At 70.2% G+C, this 18,412-nt stretch carries 18 protein-coding genes; 13 read left to right on the top strand and 5 right to left on the bottom strand.

Translation table 11 applies throughout. From position 1 onward, the window contains the following. The first annotated feature begins 25 nt into the window (after positions 1-25). A complete protein-coding gene (locus V6M57_RS15035) occupies positions 26-259 on the top strand; it encodes a hypothetical protein (protein WP_332815809.1) in 234 nt (77 codons plus the stop codon). A 28-nt stretch (positions 260-287) separates the two neighbouring features. Here the strand turns inward: V6M57_RS15035 and V6M57_RS15030 are convergent, their stop codons facing one another. Continuing rightward, entirely contained in the window at positions 288-539 is a 252-nt protein-coding gene (locus V6M57_RS15030) for a hypothetical protein (protein WP_332815808.1), read from the bottom strand. Positions 540-667: 128 nt separating this feature from the next. Here V6M57_RS15030 and V6M57_RS15025 point away from each other — a divergent pair, with 128 nt between their 5' ends. Both V6M57_RS15025 and V6M57_RS15020 read left to right on the top strand, forming a co-directional pair. Continuing rightward, entirely contained in the window at positions 668-1,480 is an 813-nt protein-coding gene (locus V6M57_RS15025) for an exodeoxyribonuclease III (protein WP_332815807.1), read from the top strand. 15 nt (positions 1,481-1,495) lie between these two features. Further along, positions 1,496-1,870 (top strand): hypothetical protein, encoded by a 375-nt coding sequence (locus V6M57_RS15020; RefSeq protein WP_332815806.1) that lies wholly within the window; start codon positions 1,496-1,498, stop codon positions 1,868-1,870. A 31-nt stretch (positions 1,871-1,901) separates the two neighbouring features. Here the strand turns inward: V6M57_RS15020 and V6M57_RS15015 are convergent, their stop codons facing one another. After that, on the bottom strand, positions 1,902-2,465 hold the full coding sequence (locus V6M57_RS15015; RefSeq protein ID WP_332815805.1) for a DUF924 family protein: 564 nt from the start codon (positions 2,463-2,465) through the stop codon (positions 1,902-1,904). Positions 2,466-2,540: 75 nt separating this feature from the next. Here V6M57_RS15015 and V6M57_RS15010 point away from each other — a divergent pair, with 75 nt between their 5' ends. Further along, positions 2,541-2,825 (top strand): hypothetical protein, encoded by a 285-nt coding sequence (locus V6M57_RS15010; protein ID WP_332815804.1) that lies wholly within the window; start codon positions 2,541-2,543, stop codon positions 2,823-2,825. A 424-nt stretch (positions 2,826-3,249) separates the two neighbouring features. Here the strand turns inward: V6M57_RS15010 and V6M57_RS15005 are convergent, their stop codons facing one another. Continuing rightward, positions 3,250-4,146 (bottom strand): CoA transferase, encoded by an 897-nt coding sequence (locus V6M57_RS15005; RefSeq protein ID WP_332815803.1) that lies wholly within the window; start codon positions 4,144-4,146, stop codon positions 3,250-3,252. Positions 4,147-4,183: 37 nt separating this feature from the next. Further along, positions 4,184-5,374 carry a 4-hydroxybenzoate 3-monooxygenase gene (pobA, locus tag V6M57_RS15000; protein WP_332815802.1) on the bottom strand — a complete coding sequence of 397 codons (1,191 nt, stop codon included), beginning with the start codon at positions 5,372-5,374 and terminating at the stop codon, positions 4,184-4,186. Positions 5,375-5,509: 135 nt separating this feature from the next. On the opposite strand from pobA, the gene V6M57_RS14995 reads away from it, so the two are divergent. The 7 genes from V6M57_RS14995 (at position 5,510) to V6M57_RS14965 (ending at position 11,626) form a co-directional block, all read left to right on the top strand. Beyond that, the gene (locus V6M57_RS14995; protein ID WP_332815801.1) at positions 5,510-6,265 is read left to right on the top strand and encodes an IclR family transcriptional regulator domain-containing protein; all 756 of its coding nucleotides are present in this window, start codon (positions 5,510-5,512) and stop codon (positions 6,263-6,265) included. A gap of 120 nt (positions 6,266-6,385) precedes the next feature. Further along, positions 6,386-7,027, top strand: a complete 642-nt coding sequence (locus tag V6M57_RS14990) for a peroxiredoxin (RefSeq protein WP_332815800.1) — start codon at positions 6,386-6,388, stop codon at positions 7,025-7,027. A 53-nt stretch (positions 7,028-7,080) separates the two neighbouring features. Next, the gene (locus V6M57_RS14985; RefSeq protein ID WP_332815799.1) at positions 7,081-8,073 is read left to right on the top strand and encodes a sulfate ABC transporter substrate-binding protein; all 993 of its coding nucleotides are present in this window, start codon (positions 7,081-7,083) and stop codon (positions 8,071-8,073) included. 29 nt (positions 8,074-8,102) lie between these two features. Then, complete coding sequence (cysT, locus tag V6M57_RS14980) at positions 8,103-8,996, top strand: sulfate ABC transporter permease subunit CysT (RefSeq protein WP_332815827.1); 894 nt, start codon at positions 8,103-8,105, stop codon at positions 8,994-8,996. A gap of 1 nt (position 8,997) precedes the next feature. Then, entirely contained in the window at positions 8,998-9,879 is an 882-nt protein-coding gene (cysW, locus tag V6M57_RS14975) for a sulfate ABC transporter permease subunit CysW (RefSeq protein ID WP_332815798.1), read from the top strand. 97 nt (positions 9,880-9,976) lie between these two features. After that, the gene (locus V6M57_RS14970) at positions 9,977-11,071 is read left to right on the top strand and encodes a sulfate/molybdate ABC transporter ATP-binding protein (RefSeq protein ID WP_332815797.1); all 1,095 of its coding nucleotides are present in this window, start codon (positions 9,977-9,979) and stop codon (positions 11,069-11,071) included. A gap of 36 nt (positions 11,072-11,107) precedes the next feature. Beyond that, positions 11,108-11,626: a disulfide bond formation protein B gene (locus V6M57_RS14965; RefSeq protein WP_332815796.1), complete on the top strand. Its 519-nt coding sequence runs from the start codon at positions 11,108-11,110 to the stop codon at positions 11,624-11,626. Positions 11,627-11,642: 16 nt separating this feature from the next. On the opposite strand, the gene argA is transcribed toward V6M57_RS14965, so the two are convergent. Then, positions 11,643-12,992: an amino-acid N-acetyltransferase gene (argA, locus tag V6M57_RS14960; protein WP_332815795.1), complete on the bottom strand. Its 1,350-nt coding sequence runs from the start codon at positions 12,990-12,992 to the stop codon at positions 11,643-11,645. A gap of 98 nt (positions 12,993-13,090) precedes the next feature. On the opposite strand from argA, the gene hrpA reads away from it, so the two are divergent. Both hrpA and V6M57_RS14950 read left to right on the top strand, forming a co-directional pair. Further along, positions 13,091-17,113 (top strand): ATP-dependent RNA helicase HrpA, encoded by a 4,023-nt coding sequence (hrpA, locus tag V6M57_RS14955; protein ID WP_442968835.1) that lies wholly within the window; start codon positions 13,091-13,093, stop codon positions 17,111-17,113. Then, complete coding sequence (locus V6M57_RS14950) at positions 17,113-18,330, top strand: MFS transporter (protein ID WP_332815793.1); 1,218 nt, start codon at positions 17,113-17,115, stop codon at positions 18,328-18,330. The genes hrpA and V6M57_RS14950 overlap by 1 nt, the downstream gene beginning before the upstream one ends. The last annotated feature ends 82 nt before the right edge of the window (positions 18,331-18,412 follow it).

The raw sequence follows: 18,412 nt of genomic DNA, 5'->3' as shown, positions 1-18,412 counted from the left end.
TGGCCCGGCGTGCACCATGGCCGGCATGCGATGGTTTCGCCGCAAGGACACCAGCCCCACGCGCGCCAAGCTGGGCAGCCGCGGCTGCGACACGCCGCCGGCCCGGCCGGACGCCGGCGAGAACAGTGCCAGCACCCTCATCGAAGCGCCACAGGGGCCGGACCGCAACCGCCTCGATCCTCACGACTTCCCGGACGGCGGCGGCAGCGGTGGCGCCGAGGCGTACCGGCGCGGCCAGCGCAAGCCGGCCGTGCGCTGAAGGCCTCCCGGCGCCTCGGCCGCCGCGCTCACGGCCGGGAGCGCTGGTCCGGATCCTTGACGAAGCCCGCCTGGTTCTCGTCCTTGCCGGGGCGCGCTTCGCCTTCGGCCGTGGCGCGATCCGTGGCGGGTCGGTCCGGGTCCGAGCGGTCGCGCGGGGTGCCGTCGGCGCCCACTCGCGGGTCCAGCCCTTCCATCGTGCCGTCGTTGCGGGCCGCTTCGCCGAGCAGGTCGTCCTGCGCCGAAGGGACGCTTTCGCGCGGTTGCTTGGGTTCAGCCATGGGTGTCTCCCGTAGTCGCCGCCACTCTAGGCCGAGGCGCTGCGGCGCGCAGTAGGACGCCGCCCTTCCTCAAGGCGCGGTCCTACGGCCGCGCAGGGGCCTGCGCGCCATCATCGCAAGCCCTTGCGATGAAGATCGCCACGTACAACGTCAACGGCATCAAGAGCCGGCTGGCCAACCTGCTGGAGTGGCTGGACCGTGAACGGCCCGACGTGGCCTGCCTGCAGGAACTCAAGGCGCCGGACGAAGCGTTTCCCGCGGCCGCCGTCCGGGAGGCCGGCTACCACGCCCTGTGGAGGGGGCAGCGTTCGTGGAACGGCGTGGCCATCCTCAGCCGCACGCCGGCGCTGGAGATCCGCCGCGAGCTCCCGGGCGACCCCGCCGATGAACAGAGCCGCTACCTGGAAGCGGCCGTGGACGGGCTGGTGATCGCCTGCCTGTACCTGCCCAACGGCAACCCGCAGCCCGGCCCCAAGTTCGACTACAAGCTGGCCTGGTTCGAGCGGCTGATCGCGCATGCCGCCGGCCTGGTGGGCGGCGAACACCCGGTGCTGGTCGCGGGCGACTACAACGTGGTGCCGACCGACTTCGACATCTACGACCCGCGCTCCTGGCGCAAGGATGCGCTGCTGCAGCCGCAGACGCGGGCCTGCTACGAGCGCCTGCTGGGCCAGGGCTGGACCGATGCGATCCGGCACCGGCACCCCGGCCAGCCGGTGTTCACGTTCTGGGACTATTTTCGCCAGCACTGGGAACGCAACGCCGGCCTGCGCATCGACCACCTGTTGCTCAATCGCGTGCTGGCGCCGGCGCTGGCCGAAGCCGGCGTGGACACCTGGGTGCGCGGCCGCCCGCGCGCGAGCGACCACGCGCCGGCCTGGGTGCGGCTGGACCTCGTGCCGACCGCGCCGGGTGCGCGCCAGGACGACCGATCCCCCTGAGCCAAGGAGATTCGCATGCCGACCATCCTCGCAGCCTTCGACGACCGTCATTCCGCGCAGCTCGCCCTGCACGAACTCGCGCGCCATGGCATCGCCCGCGACGACATCCACATCGAGCACGACCTGGAGCGCCTGAAGACGGCCGAGCGCGCCCACAAGGAAGGCGACGAGTCCTTCCTCAAGGCGCTGGGCGGGGTATTCGCGGACCTGGTGCGCAACACCGTGAACCACCACCAGATGGATGTCGTGACCGAGGCGATGGAGCGCGGCGCGACGGTGCTGGTGGCACGCACCCCCGACGCGGACCTGGCCGAGCGGGCCGCCGTGCTGGTGCGCCAGGCGGGCGCCTTCAACGTCGGCGTGCAGGGGGCGGCCGCCCATCCGCAGTGACAGGCCCACCCCGAAGCCGCCTCCCGGCCGCTCAGCCCGCGAAGCCGCCGCCGTCCAGGAACGCCAGCTCCTCGTGCGTGCTGGGCCGGCCCAGCAGCGGATTGCGGTGCGGGAAGCGGCCGAAGCGGGCCACGATGTCGTGGTGCTCGCAGGCGTGCGGCTCGGCATGGGTGCCGCGCGCCAGCGCCATCGCGCGCAGCTGGTCCGGCAGCCACTCGGAGTGCATGTAGGGCAGGTAGAAGAAGTTGCGCAATCCCAGGTCGGCCACCTCCCGGTCCTGGCCGCCCGCCAGCGCCTGGTGGGCCACCGTGCGCGCCAGCGCGTCGGTCGCGTACATGCGCGCGCTGCCGCGGAAGGCGTTGCGCGGGAACTGGTCCAGCAGCACCAGCAGCGCCAGCGAGCCTTCGGCGGTGGCGCGCCAGTGCCTGAGTTCGCCGCGCGCCGCGGCCTCGTGCGAGGCCAGGAAGCGCTCGCGGAATGCGCGGTCGAAGGCCTCGTCCTTGCGGAACCAGCGGTCCGGGCCGGCGGCACGCCAGAACCCGACCACCTCGGCAGGGCTGGCGATGGCGGCGAGTGCAGCGGTCATGCGGGCCATGGTATCGGCCCGGGCCTACACCCTGTGCGGTTGCGGGCTCCTAGAGTGGGCCGGACCACCGCAACAGGAACGCCCATGAGCAGCACCAGCATCGGCCGCGGCCCGGCCCACGGCAGCAACGAGAACCACGAAGCCGATCCGACCCACAGGACCCTGGGTGAGGACGCCAACCAGCAGCAGGCCCCCGCCGGTTCCGACCTGCTCGACCAGGCTGCGCCCGACGTGCCGGCGGGCGTCAAGGGCGGCAAGCCCAGGCCCGGTGTCGCAAAGGGGCCGCAGAGCTACCCGGACGGTCCCAACGTCGAAACCAGCCCCTGGGAGCTGGACGCCGCACGCGGCAAGCCGCCCCGCGAACAGTAGGCGCACGGTCCAAGGCGGTACTGGCTGACTGGCGCTTGCGCACGTACCATCGGCGGAGCTGCCACCGACCTCCGCCTTGAGCGTCACCCACCGAGTACCTGCGGGAGCGCGACAACGGCGACTTCGTCGCCGAGTCCGCGATCGGCTTCGTCCCGGGCCGGCTCGTGAGCTATGCCAGCGTCCGCGAGGCACCCCTGGTGATCGCGCGGGCGGTCGACCGGGACGAGCTGCTGGCGCGCTGGCGGGCCACGGCGATGGCGGCCGGCACCGGGCGGGGCCTGCCGCAGGTCTACGGCCCTGCTGCAGCAGCTGGACGGCCAGGTCGATATCGACAGCCGGCCGGGCGAGGGGGCCACCATCCACCTGCTGCTGCCGGCCTTGGAGGGCGAAGCCGCGGCCTGATCGGCCTTGGTGGCCGCCGCCGCTACGCCGGCGCCAGCGTGTGCAGCGGCAGGTCGTGCTCGGTGGCCAGCCGGTCCAGTTGCTCGCGGGTCTGGCCCGCCAGGAACCGGGCGATCGCCTCGTGCGTGGCCGGTGCGAACATGGCCTTCATGTCCGACACGCCCACCCCGGCCACGGCGCACAGCGCCGCCGCGAAGTGCGGCTCCAGCGCCGCCACCGCCACGCGGCCGTCGGCGCAGGGATAGACGCGATAGCCCGCGTGCGCGCCGCCGACCGCACCGGTCGGCTGCGTCAGCCCCCATCGCCGCGGCAGCGCCAGGTAGCCGGCCGCATCCGCCAAGGCGACTTCGAAGTAACGGCCCCGCGGGTGCACGTCGCCCGAGCCGGCGTAGCGCTCGGCCTGCAGCAACGCCGCTTGCAGCACGGCTTCGCTGGCCATGAGGGAGCCGGCCATGTCGGCGAACAGGGTGGCGGGCAGGGCGGTGCCGGTGACCAGGCCGTTCTCGGCGAGGTAGGTCAGGTCGTGGCCCGGCACCTCGGCGGCGGCCCCCGGGCCGCCGACGATGGCGACCTGGCACAGCGAGGGGTAGCGCGCCTGCAGCTGCGGCCAGTCCAGCCCCAGCTTCTTCATCGCCGAGGGCCGGAAGGACGTGAGCAGCACGTCGGCCCTGGCCAGTTCGCGGTGGACCACCGCCTGGCCCTCGCCGGTCTTGAGGTCGGCCTCCAGCAGCTTCACGCCCTCGTGCAATTCGTCGTAGGCCGCTCGGTCATAGTGCCGCATCGGGTCGCCCGAAGGCGGTTCGATCTTGGTGCAGCCTGCGCCCATGCGTCGGCAGCGCATCAGCGCGGCCGGGCCGGGCAGGTTGAGCGCGAGGCTGAGGATGCGGACTTGCGCGAGCGGGCGGGGGCGGGCGGTCATGCCGCGAGGCTAGCAGAGCCGGCGGCGGCGCCCCCGGCTATCGATCGGCGAAATCCAGTGGCAGTCCGACGTAGTTCTCGGCGATGGTGCGCGAGCCGGCCTCGCTGTGCACCAGGTAGTCCAGCTCGGCTTCCTGCAGCTTCTGGCCGATCTCGCCCTGCTCGGGGAAGCGGTGCATCAGGCTGGTGAACCACCAGGAGAAGCGCTCGGCACGCCAGATGCGGCGCAGGCAGCGTTCGGAGTAGCCGTCGATGCCGGCCTCGCTCTTGTCGCGGTAGTACTCGATGAACGCGCCCGACAGGTACTTGACGTCGGTGGCGGCCAGGTTCAGGCCCTTGGCGCCGGTGGGCGGCACGATGTGGCCGGCGTCGCCGGCCAGGAACAGGCGCCCGAAGCGCAGCGGTTCGGTCACGAAACTGCGCAGCGGCGCAATGCTCTTCTCGATGCTGGGGCCGGTGACCAGCTGTTCGCGCGCCTGCGGATCCAGCCGCAGCCTGAGCTCGTCCCAGAACGCCTGGTCGGACCACTCCTCGACCTTGTCGGTCAGCGGCACCTGCAGGTAGTAGCGGCTGCGCGTGTGGCTGCGCATCGAGCACAGCGCGAAGCCGCGCGGGCTGTTCACGTAGATCAGCTCCTCGTGCACGGGCGGCGTTTCGGACAGCACGCCCAGCCAGCCGAAGGGATAGACCTTCTCGAACTCCTGGATGGCCTTGCGCGGCACCGAGGCGCGGCACACGCCGTGGAAGCCGTCGCAGCCGGCGATGAAGTCGCACTGGATCTCGTGCGTCTGGCCACCGTGGCGGTAGGTGACGCGCGGGCGCTTGGTGTCGAAGTCGTGCACGGCGACGTCCAGCGCTTCGTAGACCGTCTCCAGGCCCTCGGCCTTGCGGGCGTCCATCAGGTCGCGGGTGAGCTCGGTCTGGCCATAGACCATCACGTTCTTGCCGCCGGTGAGCCAGTTCATGTCGATGCGGTGGCGCTCGCCCTGGAACAGCAGGTCGATGCCGCCGTGCACCAGCCCTTCGCGGTGCATGCGCTCGCCGACGCCCGCTTCGTCCATCAGGTCGATGCAGACCTGCTCGAGGATGCCGGCGCGGATGCGGCCGAGCACGTACTCGCCGGTGTGGCGCTCGAGGATGATGTTGTCTATGCCGGCCTTGTGCAGCAGCTGGCCGAGCAGCAGGCCCGAGGGACCCGCACCGATGATCGCGACCTGGGTTTTCTTCATGGCTGATATTTGTCAAGGAGAACGGGGCGCAGCTTAGGCCCGCGGCGGCGGCAGGGGCAGGGGCGCAGCGCCGCCTTTGTGCGATCATTGCGCGCACTGCGCGATGATCGCGCAGCCATCCGGAGTGCCGCCCCCGTGATCGCCCGCGCCGATTTCATCGAAGGCATGGCCAAGGGCATGGCCGTGCTGGAAAGCTTCGACACCGAACGCCAGCGCCTGAACGCGACCCTGGCGGCCCAGCGCGCCGGGCTGACGCGGGCGGCGGCCCGGCGCCACCTGCTGACCCTGGCCCACCTGGGCTACCTGGAAACCGATGGGAGCTGGTTCTGGCTGGCGCCCAAGGTGTTGCGCTTTTCCGGCAGCTACCTGGCCTCGGCACGGCTGCCGCGGGCCGTGCAGCCGACCCTGGACAAGCTGGCCGCGCGCACCGGCGAGGCGTTCTCGGTGGTGGTGCTCGATGGCGACCAGGTGGTGATCGTCGCGCGCAGCGGGCCGACTCGCCTGCTGGCCTACGGCCTGCACCTGGGCGCGCGGCTGCCGGCCCATGCCACCTCGACCGGCCGCGTGCTGCTGGCGGCCAAGCGACGCGCCGAATTCGCCGCGTGGCTCAAGGGCCGGGAGCTGCCGCGCCTGACCGCCAATACCGTGGTCGAGCCCAGGAAGTTGCGGCAGATCATCGAGCTGGTGCGCCAGCAGGACTGGTGCGTGGCCAGCGAGGAGCACGAGCTGGGCGTGCACGCCGCCGCGGTGCCGCTGCGCAACCTGGAGGGCGTGGTGGTCGGCGCCCTCAACGTGGTGACCCGGCGCGAGCGCGTGCTGCAGCCGTCATTCGGCCGCGAGATGCTGCCGCTGCTGCAGGAGGGGGCGCGGGAAGCCCGGCCGCTGGTCTGATCCCACTGCCGCGCGTGCAGGCATGGGGGCGGCCGCTCATATGCAAACAACAAGAGATTCGTTGGGTTTTCATAACCCAACCACCACAATTTAGCTTCCCCTTATACGAACGGAGAAGCCATGACGACGCTGCGACTGGGCGATACGGCCCCCGATTTCCGGCAGGACTCCACCGAGGGCCCGATCGATTTCTACCAATGGGCGGGCGACGCGTGGGTGGTGCTGTTCTCGCACCCGGCCGATTTCACGCCGGTGTGCACCACGGAACTCGGCAAGACCGCGGCGCTGGAGAAGGATTTCGCCCAACGCGGTGCCAAGGCCATCGCGGTCAGCGTGGACCCGATCGACTCCCACCACGGTTGGGTCAAGGACATCAACGAGACCCAGAACTGCACGGTCAACTTCCCGATCCTGGCCGACGCCGACCGCAAGGTGGCGACGCTGTACGACATGATCCACCCCAACGCGTCGGCCAACGCGACGGTGCGCAGCGTCTTCATCATCGACCCGAAGAAGACGATCCGCGCCACCATCACCTACCCGGCCAGCACCGGGCGCAATTTCGACGAGATCCTGCGCGTGATCGATTCGCTGCAACTGACCGACAACCACAAGGTCGCCACCCCGGTGAACTGGCAGGACGGCGACGAGGTCGTCATCGTGCCCAGCCTGCAGGACCCGGCCGAGATTGCGCGGCGCTTTCCCAAGGGCTACCGCACGGTCAAGCCCTACCTGCGCCTGACGCCGCAACCGAACCGCTGACCTCCCCATCGTTTTTCCTTCCAGCGGGGCCGAACCGGTCCCGCATCCTTCCCATGAAATCTCTCAAGACCGCAGTGGCCGTTCTGGCCCTGGCGGCCAGCGGGTTCGCTGCCGCCCAACAATCCCTGCTGAACGTCTCCTATGACGTGGCGCGCGAGTTCTACAAGGACATCAACGCCGCCTTCGTGCCGTACTACAAGAAGCAGACCGGCCAGGACGTCAAGGTCGAGCAGTCGCACGCCGGCTCCAGCGCGCAGGCGCGTGCCGTGGCCGACGGCCTGGCGGCCGACGTGGTGACCATGAACACCACCACCGACATCGAGTTCCTGGCCGAGCGCGGCGTGGTCGCCAAGGACTGGGCCAAGCGCTTCCCGGACAACGCCGCGCCGACCTCGTCGACCATGCTGTTCCTGGTGCGCGAGGGCAATCCCAAGGGCATCAAGGACTGGGACGACCTGCTGCGTCCCGACGTCAAGGTCATCGTGGTCAATCCCAAGACCGGCGGCAACGGCCGCTACGCCTACCTGGCGGCCTGGGGCTACGTGAAGAAGAAGGGCGGTACCGACGCCCAGGCGCAGGAGTTCCTGTCGAAGCTGTACAAGAACGTGCCGGTGCTGGCGCGCGGCGGCCGCGACGCCACCAGCGCCTTCCTGCAGCGCAACACCGGCGATGTGCTGATCACCTTCGAGTCCGAAGTCGAGTCCGTGAACCGCGAGTTCGGCAAGGGCAAGGTGGACGTGGTCTATCCGTCGATCAGCATCATTGCCGAGAACCCGGTGGCGGTGGTCGAGCGCACCGTCGCCAAGAAGGGCACCGCCGACCTAGCCAAGGCCTACCTGAACTTCCTGTACACCGAAGAGGCGCAGGAGATCGCGGCCAAGCACTCGATCCGCCCGCGCAACGAGAAGGTGCTGCAGCGGCACGCCCAGACCTTCAAGCCGGTCAAGCTGTTCTCGGTGCAGGAGCTGTTCGGGTCCCTGTCCGAAGCCCAGAAGGTGCACTTCAACGACGGCGGCCAGTTCGACAAGATCTACACGGTCAGATGACGAATGACTTGGCCGCTGGCGCGGCCGGGATGACGAATGGCGGCGCTGGCCGCCCGGGCTTCGGGCACAGCGGGGTCGTTCGTCATTCGTCATCGCGCCGCAGAGCGCAGCGTGTGCTGCCCGGCTTCAACCTCACGCTCGGCTACACGCTGCTGTACCTGAGCCTGATCGTCCTGATCCCGCTGTCGGCGCTGGTGATCAAGACCTTCGGCATGAGCGGGGAGGCGTTCTGGGCCGCCGTGACTTCGCCCCGCGTGCTGGCGTCCTACCGGCTGACCTTCGGGGCGTCCTTCCTGGCCGCCGCGATCAACGTGGTGTTCGGCTTGCTCGTCGCCTGGGTGCTGGTGCGTTATTCCTTCCCCGGCAAGAAGATCGTCGATGCGCTGGTCGACCTGCCGTTCGCGCTGCCCACCGCCGTGGCCGGCATCGCGCTCACCGCGCTGCTGGCCGGCAATGGCTGGATCGGACAGTACCTGGAGCCGCTGGGCATCCAGCTCGCCTTCAACCCCAACGGCGTCGTGATCGCGCTGATCTTCATCGGCCTGCCGTTCGTGGTGCGCACCGTGCAGCCGGTGCTGGAAGACACGGAGCACGAGCTGGAGGAGGCCGCCATGTGCCTCGGCGCGACGCGCTGGCAGACCTTCGCCAAGGTGATCCTGCCGTCGATCCTGCCGGCGCTGCTGACCGGCTTCGCGATGGCCTTCGCGCGCGCGATCGGCGAGTACGGCTCGGTCATCTTCATCGCCGGCAACATGCCCATGGTGTCGGAGATCACGCCGCTGGTGATCATCGGCAAGCTGGAGCAATACGACTATGCCGGCGCCACCGCGGTCGCCACCGTGATGCTGGTGATGTCCTTCCTGCTGCTGCTGGTCATCAACGCCCTGCAGTCGTGGCAGCGCAAGCGGGCGGGGGGCCAGTGAAATGACGGCCCTGACCAACCGCCGCGTCATCACCACCGAGGCGAACTGGGTGCGACGGGCCCTGATCGCCGGCGCGCTGGCCTTCCTGTTCCTGTTCCTGGTGCTGCCGCTCGCGGCCGTCTTCACCGAGGCCCTTCGCAAGGGCTGGGGCGCCTACCTCGAAGGCCTGGCCGATCCGGCCGCCTGGTCTGCGATCCGGCTGACGCTGATCACCGCCGCGATCGCCGTGCCCCTGAACCTGGCGTTCGGCATCGCGGCCGCCTGGTGCATCGCCAAGTACGAATTCCGCGGCAAGGCCTTCCTCACCACGCTGGTGGACCTGCCGTTCTCCGTGTCGCCGGTGGTGGCCGGCCTGACCTACGTGCTGGTGTTCGGCGCGCAGGGCTGGCTGGGCCCGTGGCTGGAGACGCACGGCATCAAGGTCATCTTCGCGGTGCCCGGCATCGTGCTGGCAACCATCTTCGTCACCTTCCCGTTCATCGCCCGCGAACTGATCCCGCTGATGCAGGCCCAGGGCAACGAGGAGGAGCAGGCCGCCATCGTGCTGGGCGCGAACGGCTGGCAGACCTTCTGGCACGTGACGCTACCCAACATCAAGTGGGGGTTGATCTACGGCGTGATCCTGTGCAATGCGCGGGCCATGGGCGAGTTCGGGGCGGTCTCGGTGGTGTCGGGCCACATCCGCGGCCAGACCAACACCATGCCGCTGCACGTGGAGATCCTCTACAACGAATACCAGTCGGTCGCGGCGTTCTCGGTGGCGTCGCTGCTGGCGCTGCTGGCGCTGGTCACGCTGGTGATCAAGAGCGTGGCCGAGTGGCGCCAGGAGCGCGCCATGGCCGCCACCGCTGAACTGCCGCCCGAGCGGCCAACCGGAGCCTGAGACTTTGCGAACCCTATTCCGCGCTGAAGGGCAGGACGGTGGCATCGGCCACCCTGGACGGACCGGCCAGCGCAGCGATCCCCGAAAGACTGAAGCCATGAGCATCGAAATCCGCAACGTCAGCAAGCAGTTCGGCGCCTTCCAGGCGCTGCGCGACGTGTCGCTGGACATCGAGTCCGGCGAGCTGATCGCGCTGCTGGGCCCGTCCGGCTGCGGCAAGACCACCCTGCTGCGCATCATCGCCGGGCTGGAAACGGCCGACGCGGGCAGCATCCTGTTCGCCGGCGAGGACACGACCGACGTGCACGTGCGCGAGCGGCAGGTCGGCTTCGTGTTCCAGCACTACGCGCTGTTCCGGCACATGACCGTGTTCGAGAACGTGGCCTTCGGCCTGCGCGTCAAGCCGCGCAGCCAGCGCCCGGGCGAGGCGCAGATCCGGCAGAAGGTGCACGAGCTGCTGGGACTGGTGCAGCTCGACTGGCTGGCCGATCGCTTCCCGGCGCAGCTGTCGGGCGGCCAGCGCCAACGCATCGCGCTGGCGCGCGCACTGGCGGTGGAGCCCAAGGTGCTGCTGCTGGACGAGCCCTTCGGCGCGCTGGACGCCAAGGTGCGCAAGGAACTGCGCCGCTGGCTGCGCCGGCTGCACGACGAGCTGCACGTGACCAGCATCTTCGTCACCCACGACCAGGAAGAGGCGCTGGAGGTGGCCGACCGGGTGGTGCTGATGAACGCCGGCCAGGTCGAGCAGGTCGGCTCGCCGCAGGAGGTCTGGGACCACCCGGCCAGCCCCTTCGTCTATGGCTTCCTGGGCGACGTCAACACCTTCCACGGCCGCGCCCACCAGGGCAAGGTGCACCTGGAGGGGCTGCAGCTGCCTTCGCCCGAGCACGCCGACGCCCAGAACGCCAAGGCGTTCGCCTATGTGCGGCCGCACGACCTGGACGTGCAGCGCTACGTGCCGGGCGCTCGCGGCATCGTGGCCGAGCTCACGCGAGCCATCGTGGTCGGTCCGATCGCGCGGCTGGAACTAACGCCGTCCGAGGAAACCCAAGCAGGCACCCTCGTCCGCCAGGACGCGGTGATCGAGGCGCAGATTCCTGCGCAACAATTCAGGGAGTCGGGCTTCAAGGAGGGCGACACGCTGGTCGTGACGCCGCGCCGGGCCCGGGTGTTCGTGGAAGGCGCGGCCTGAGGCAAGGGGCCCGGCGCCCCGCTCAGGAGAAGAGTCGTGTTCGATTGGTTGTTCGCGGCGCCGCGCCGCACCCTGGCCCTGGTGTTCGCCGCCTGTGCCGCCATGCTGGGATTCGCGCTGTACCTGCAGCACGTCGTCGGGCTGGAGCCCTGTCCGATGTGCATCGTGCAGCGCTATGCGCTGATTGCCGTCGGCCTGTGCGCCGGCGTGGCGGCCGCCATCCCGCGGCGCGGAGCCTGGATCGCGGGCAGCGTGCTGGGCCTGCTGGCGGCCGGCTTCGGCGCCTTCGTGGCGGCGCGGCAAAGCTGGCTGCAGTGGTACCCGCCCGAGATCGTGTCCTGCGGGCGCGACTTCTACGGGATGATCGAGACCTTCCCGCTCAAGCGCGCCGTGCCCATGATCTTCCGCGGCAGCGGCGACTGCACCAAGATCGACTGGACCTTCCTGGGCGGCTCCATCGCCAACTGGTCGTTCGTGGCCTTCGTGGCGTTCGCGCTGGTGTTCCTGGGGCTGATCGTGCGCTCGCTGCGCGGACCGCGGCTGGCGGCGGCCTAGGAGAAGACAGCGTTTTTCAGGTGAGCCGCTTCACGAACACCATCGAGCGCCGGTCCCAGTTGTACTTGCGCTTGCGCGCGTCCGGCAGCCAGTCGGGCTCGACCTGCACGAAGCCGCGCTTGAGGAACCAGTGCATGGTGCGGGTGGTGAGCACGAAGATGCTCTCCAGGCCCATGGCGCGGGCGCGCTGCTCGATGCGCTTGAGGATCTTCTCGCCGTCGCCCTGGCCCTGGCTCTGCGGCGACACGGTCAGCGCCGCCATCTCGCCGGTGCGCGCCTCGGGGTAGGGGTAGAGCGCCGCGCAGGCAAAGATCACGCCGTCGTGCTCGATCAGGCTGTAGTTGGCGATGTCGCGTTCGATCTCGTTGCGCTCGCGGCGCACCAGGGTGCCGTCGCGCTCGAAGGGCTCGATCAGCTGCAGGATGCCGCCGACGTCGTCGGCGGTGGCCTCGCGCAGGCTCTCCAGCTTCTCGTCGATCACCATGGTGCCGATGCCGTCGTGCACGTAGATCTCCAGCAGCAGCGAGCCGTCCACCGCGAACGGCAGGATGTGGCTGCGCTCGACGCCCGCCTTGCAGGCCTTGACGCAGTGCTGCAGGTAGAACGCGGTGTCGGTGGGCTGCTGCGCATTGGGCAGCGCCGCCAGCAACTGCTCGGCGGCTGCCAGCGGCAGCTCGGTGTCGATCGGGTTGTCCTCGGCCTCCGGCTCGCCGGGACGGATGCGGATGCCGGGGATCTCGGAGAGGAACAGCAGCTTGTCGGCCTGCAGCGCGATGGCCACGCTGGTGGCGACTTCCTCCATGTTCAGGTTGAACGCTTCCCCGGTCAGCGAGAAGCCGAACGGCGAGATCAGCACCAGCGCGCCGAGGTCGAGCGATCGGTGGATGCCGGCCACGTCGACCTTGCGCACCAGCCCGGTGTGCTGGAAGTCCACCCCGTCGACGATGCCGACCGGGCGGGCCGTGATGAAGTTGCCGGAGATCACGCGCACGGTGGCACCGGCCATCGGGGTGTTGGGCAGCCCCTGGCTGAACGCCGCCTCGATCTCGAAGCGCAGCTGGCCGGCGGCCTCCTGGGCGCTGTCGAGCGCCACGCCGTCGGTGATGCGCATGCCGTGCGAGTAGCGCGCGGCGTGGCCCTTGGCCTTGAGCTGTTCGTTGACCTGCGGCCGGAAACCGTGCACCAGCACCAGCTTGACGCCCATGCTCTGGATCAGCGCCAGGTCCTGCGCGATCGCCTGCAGCTTGCCCGACGCGATCGCCTCGCCCGCGATGCCGACCACGAAGGTCTTGCCGCGGTGCATGTGGATGTAGGGCGCGACCGAGCGGAACCAGGGCACGAAGGTGAAATTGAAGACGGTGGACATCGGCTCGGGGCGGACGGGGCGCGGGCGGCGGGGTAGCGGGAAAGTGTACGGTACGCGCCGGCCGATAATTGCGGGCTTTGCGCCGCCGCGCGCAGAGCCTGCCCTTGTCAGCCACCCCCCGCATCACCTTTCCCGAATCGCTGCCCGTGTCGGGCAAGCGCGACGAGATCGCGCGGGCGATGGCTGCGCACCAGGTGGTGATCGTGTGCGGCGAGACCGGTTCGGGCAAGACGACGCAGCTGCCCAAGATCGCCCTGGCCATGGGCCGGGGGGGCCTGAATGCGAAACCGGGCGAGAAGGGCCGGCTGATCGGCCACACGCAGCCGCGCCGTATCGCCGCCTCCAGCGTGGCCCGGCGCATCGCCGAGGAGCTGGAGACGCCGCTGGGCGAGGTGGTCGGCTACAAGGTCCGCTTCCAGGACCGGCTGTCGCGCGACGCCTCGGTCAAGCTGATGACCGACGGCATCCTGCTGGCCGAGACCCAGACCGACCCGCTGCTGCAGGCGTACGACACGCTGATCATCGACGAGGCGCACGAACGCAGCCTGAACATCGACTTCCTGCTCGGCTACCTCAAGCAGCTGCTGCCGCGCCGGCCCGGCCTGAAAGTGGTGGTGACCTCCGCCACCATCGACGCCGAGCGCTTCGCCGAGCACTTCGCTTCGGCGAAGGGCAAGGCGCCGGTGATCTACGTCTCCGGCCGCATGTACCCGGTGGAGCAACGCTACCGGCCCTTCGAGGAGACGCGCGAGTACGGGCTGGACGAGGCCATCGCGGATGCGGTCGATGAACTGTGGCAGGGCCGTCCGGCGCCGGGCCGCCCCAAGCCGGACGGGGCCCCCTCGGGGGGCAGCGGCGACGCGCAGCGCGCCGCGTGGGGGCCAGGACTGGCGGGCGACATCCTGGTCTTCCTGCCCGGCGAGCGCGAGATCCGCGAGGCCGCCGACCACCTGCGCAAGCACCTGTCGCACAGCCCCTTGACGCGCAACGCCGAGGTACTGCCGCTGTTCTCGCGGCTGTCGCAGGCCGAGCAGGACCGCATCTTCGAACCCCACGCCGGGCGCCGCATCGTGCTGGCCACCAACGTGGCCGAGACCTCGCTCACGGTGCCGGGCATCCGCTACGTGATCGACGCCGGCACCGCCCGCGTCAAGCGCTACAGCTACCGCAGCAAGGTGGAGCAGCTGCTGGTGGAGCCGGTCAGCCAGGCGGCGGCCAACCAGCGCGCCGGCCGGTGCGGCCGGGTGGCCAACGGCATCTGCATCCGCCTGTACGACGAGCCGGACTTCCTGAAGCGCCCGCGCTTCACCGACCCGGAGATCCTGCGCTCCTCGCTGGCCGGAGTGATCCTGCGCATGAAGGCGCTGCACCTGGGCAACGTGGAGGACTTCCCCTTCATCGAGCCGCCGCCGCGGCGCGCCATCACCGACGGCTACCAGCTGCTGGGCGAGCTGGGCGCCGTGGACGACAGCAACGAGCTGACCCGGGTCGGCAGCGAGCTGGCGCGCCTGCCGCTGGACCCGCGCGTGGGCCGGATGATCCTGGAGGCGCGCGAGCGCGGCGCGCTGGCCGAGGTGCTGGTGATCGCCTCGGCGCTGTCGGTGCAGGACGTGCGCGACCGCCCGCTGGAGCTGCAGGCCCAGGCCGACCAGCAGCACGCGAAGTTCGACGACGAGAAAAGCGAGTTCTCCGGCTACCTGCGCCTGTGGGAGTGGATCCATGCGGCCCGGGGCGGGGGCGCGGACGGGGCCGCCGGACCCGCCCACAAGCTCTCCAACCGCCAGTACGAATCCCTGCTGCGCCAGAACTTCATCAACGTGCGCCGGGTGCGCGAGTGGAAGGACATCCACACGCAGCTGCACACCGTCGTCGCCGAGCACAAGTGGCGGCTCGATGCGCAGCCAGCCGGCTACGAGGCGGTGCACAAGTCGATGCTGGCCGGCCTGCTGGGCAACATCGGCTGGAAGATGGAGGACGGCGCGGCCAACCCGTCCACCGGCGCGCGCGGCGGGCCGGCGCAGTCGGAGTACCTGGGCGCGCGCGGCATCAAGTTCCATCGCCACCCGGGCGCCCACCTGAAGAAGCGCCCCGGCCGCTGGATCGTCTGCGCCGAGCTGGTGGAAACCACCCGCCTGTTCGGCCGCGGCATCGCCAACATCGAGCCGCAGTGGATCGAGGAGGTGGCCGGGCACCTGCTGCGCAAGCAGTTGCTGGATCCGCACTGGGAGCGCAAGGCCGCAGAGGTGATGGCGCTGGAGCGCGCCACGCTGTACGGGCTGGTGATCTACAGCGGCCGCCGCGTGCCCTTCGCGCGGGTCGACCAGCAGGGCGCGCGCGAGGTCTTCATCCGCGAGGCCCTGGTCGCGGGCCAGTGGGACACCCGGCTGCCGTTCCTGGCCGCCAACCAGAAGCTGGTGCGCCAGGTGCAGGAGCTGGAGCACAAGTCGCGGCGGCAGGACGTGCTGGTGGACGAGGAGCTGATCTACGCCTTCTATGACCAGCAGCTGCCTGCCGACGTCTACAACGGCCACACCTTCGAGGGCTGGTACCGGACGCAGGGCCGCGCCAACCCCAACCTGCTGCGGCTGACCCGCGAGGAGCTGATGCGGCACGAGGCGGCGGGCATCACCACCGACGCCTTCCCCAAGGTGATCCGGCTGGGCGGCGTGGACTGCGCGGCCGCCTACCTGCACGAGCCGGGCGACGCGCGCGACGGCCTGACGGTGACGGTGCCGCTGTTCGTGCTGAACCAGGTGAGCGAGGAGCGCGCCGAGTGGCTGGTGCCCGGCATGCTGAAGGACAAGCTGCAGGCCCTGCTGAAAAGCCTGCCGCAGAAACCGCGCTCGCGTTTCGTGCCGCTGCCGGAGTCGGCGGCGCAGCTCGCGGCGGAACTGTCCACCCCCGAGCGCTGGGCCGTCGGTTCGCTGCTGGATGCGCTGCTGAAGATGGTGCGCGAGCGCACCTCGCTGGACGTCCGGCGCACCGACTTCAAGCTGGACATGGTGCCGGCGCACCTGTTCATGAACGTGCGCGTGGTGGACGAGCACGGGCGGCAACTGGGCATGGGCCGCAACCTCGGGGCCTTGAAGGCGGAGTGGGGTGTGCAGGCCAGGGGAGCCTTCCAGGCGCTGGCGGGGTTGAAGCCCGCCGCTCCTGCCGTCGCCGGGCAGTCGCCCGCTGCCGCCGGCGGGACAGGCCAGGGCAGGGGGGAATCGGTGCACGCCAATGCCCCTCGGTCCAGCCCTCAGGGCGCCCGCCAACAGGCCGACGCGGCCCACCGCCACACCAGCTGGTCCTTCGGCGAGCTCCCCGAGCTGATGGAGGTGCGCAAGGGCGCCACCACCCTGATCGGCTTCCCCGCGCTGGTCGACGAAGGCGACGCCGTCGCCATCGAGGTTTTCGACGAGCCCGAGGTCGCTGCCGCGAAGCACCGCATCGGCTTGCGCCGCCTGTTCGCGCTGCAACTGAAGGACGCCCTCAGGTACCTGGAGAAGAACCTTCCCGACCTGCAGAAGACGGCCGTGGCCTACATGCCGCTGGGCACGCAGGAAGAGCTGCGCCGGCAGATCATCGACGTGGCACTGGACCGCGCCTTCCTGCTCGACCCGCTGCCCGGCGACGAAGCCACCTTCCGGCGCCGGGCGGAGGAGGGCCGCGGACGGCTGACGCTGATCGCCAACGAGGTGGCCCGGCTGGCCGGCGCCATCCTTGCCGAGTACACCGCGGCCGCCCGCAAGATCAAGGACACCCGGGGCCATCCGGATGCCACCGCCGACGCCACGCAGCAGCTGCAGCGCCTGGTGCCCAAACGCTTCCTGCAGGACACCCCCTGGCCGGCGCTGCAGCACCTCCCGCGCTACCTCAAGGCCATCGTGCTGCGCCTGGACAAGCTGCGGACCGACCCGACCCGCGACGCCGCCCGCATGGCCGACATCAAGCCGCAGGAGCAGCGCTACTGGCGCCTGGTGGCCGAGCGCAAGGGCCAGGTCGACGAGCGCATGCAGGATTTCCGCTGGCTGCTGGAGGAGCTGCGCGTCAGCCTGTTCGCCCAGGAACTGCGCACGCCGCAGCCGGTGAGCGTCAAGCGGATGGAGAAGGTGTGGGCCCAGGTGAACAGCTGATGCAGGACCGGACGACCGCCGCCGCAGCACCGCGCAGGAGCCCGCTGGTCCTGATGGCCATCCTGGTGGCGCAGCTGGCCTTCGGTCTGCTCGCCATGACGATCTGCCTGCCTTCGATGCAGGACTGGCCGGCGACGTTCGGCGCCAGCCAGGCGGCGGTGCAGCTCACCTTCAGCGGCTTCGTGGCGGCCTACGGCGGCATGCAGCTGGTCTACGGCCCGGTATCCGACCGCATGGGCCGCAAGCCGGTCCTGCTGATCGGACTGTCGGTCGCGCTGGTGGGCTCGCTGATTGCGGCGGTCGCGCCCGACCTGACCGTGCTGACGATCGGCCGCGTGCTGCAGGGCGCCGGCAGCGCCGCCGGCATGGTCACCGGCCGCGCCATGGTGCAGGACCTGTTCGAAGGCGTCGAGCGCACGCGTGCCATGGCCTTCATCGGCATGAGCATGGGCGTGGTACCGCCGCTGTCCACGCTGGTGGGCGGGCAGTTGCACGTGCAGGTCGGCTGGCAGGCCAACTTCGTGCTGCTCGTCCTGCTGGCGCTGGTGTTGATGGTCGCGGCCTGGCGCGGCCTGCCCGGCCGTGCGCCGCAAGCCGGAACGTCGACCGGTGCGCTGCGCCAGCTGCTTGCCGGCTATGTCGAACTGGCGCGCCAGCCGGCGTTCCTGCTCCATGTGATGCTGCTCTCCTCGGCGGCGGCGACCTTCTACACCTTCCTGGGCGGCACGCCGCTGGTGCTCAAGGCCTACGGCGTTCCGCCCGAACAGCTCGGCTGGTACATCGGCGTCATTCCCGTCGCCTACATCTTCGGCAACCTGATCACCACCCGCCTGGCCCACCGCAGCAGCGACGCTTTCATCGTGGGGTGGGGCCAGGCGCTGACCATCGCCGGCCTGTTGATCGTCGTGGGCCTGGGCCTGGCCGGCGTGCGCCATCCGCTGGCCCTCGCGCTGCCCCTGCTGCTGCTGGGTGTCGGCCACGGGCTGCTGGTGCCGCCCACGCTGATCGGCACCGTGGGCCTGATCCCCGCGCTCGCCGGCTCGGCCGCTGCGGTCGCGGGCGTGTCGCAGCAAATGCTGGGCGCGTTCGGCGGCTTCATCGTCGGCCTGGTGCCCAACGAGGGCCAGACCAACCTCGGGCTGATCATGCTGGGCTGGACGCTGATGGGCCTTGGCGCCTATCTGCTGCTGCACGGCAAGGTGCTGCGCCGGCGCTGACCCGGGCAGCCCGTCACCGGCTTTCGCCGTCGGCATTCGATGACGCGCGGCGCGCATCCCGCGCACTAGGATGCCCGCGACT

This window comes from Ramlibacter sp. (assembly GCF_036676645.1).
Classification (GTDB): domain Bacteria; phylum Pseudomonadota; class Gammaproteobacteria; order Burkholderiales; family Burkholderiaceae_C; genus Ramlibacter.
This window is presented reverse-complemented; position numbering and strand designations above follow the sequence as displayed.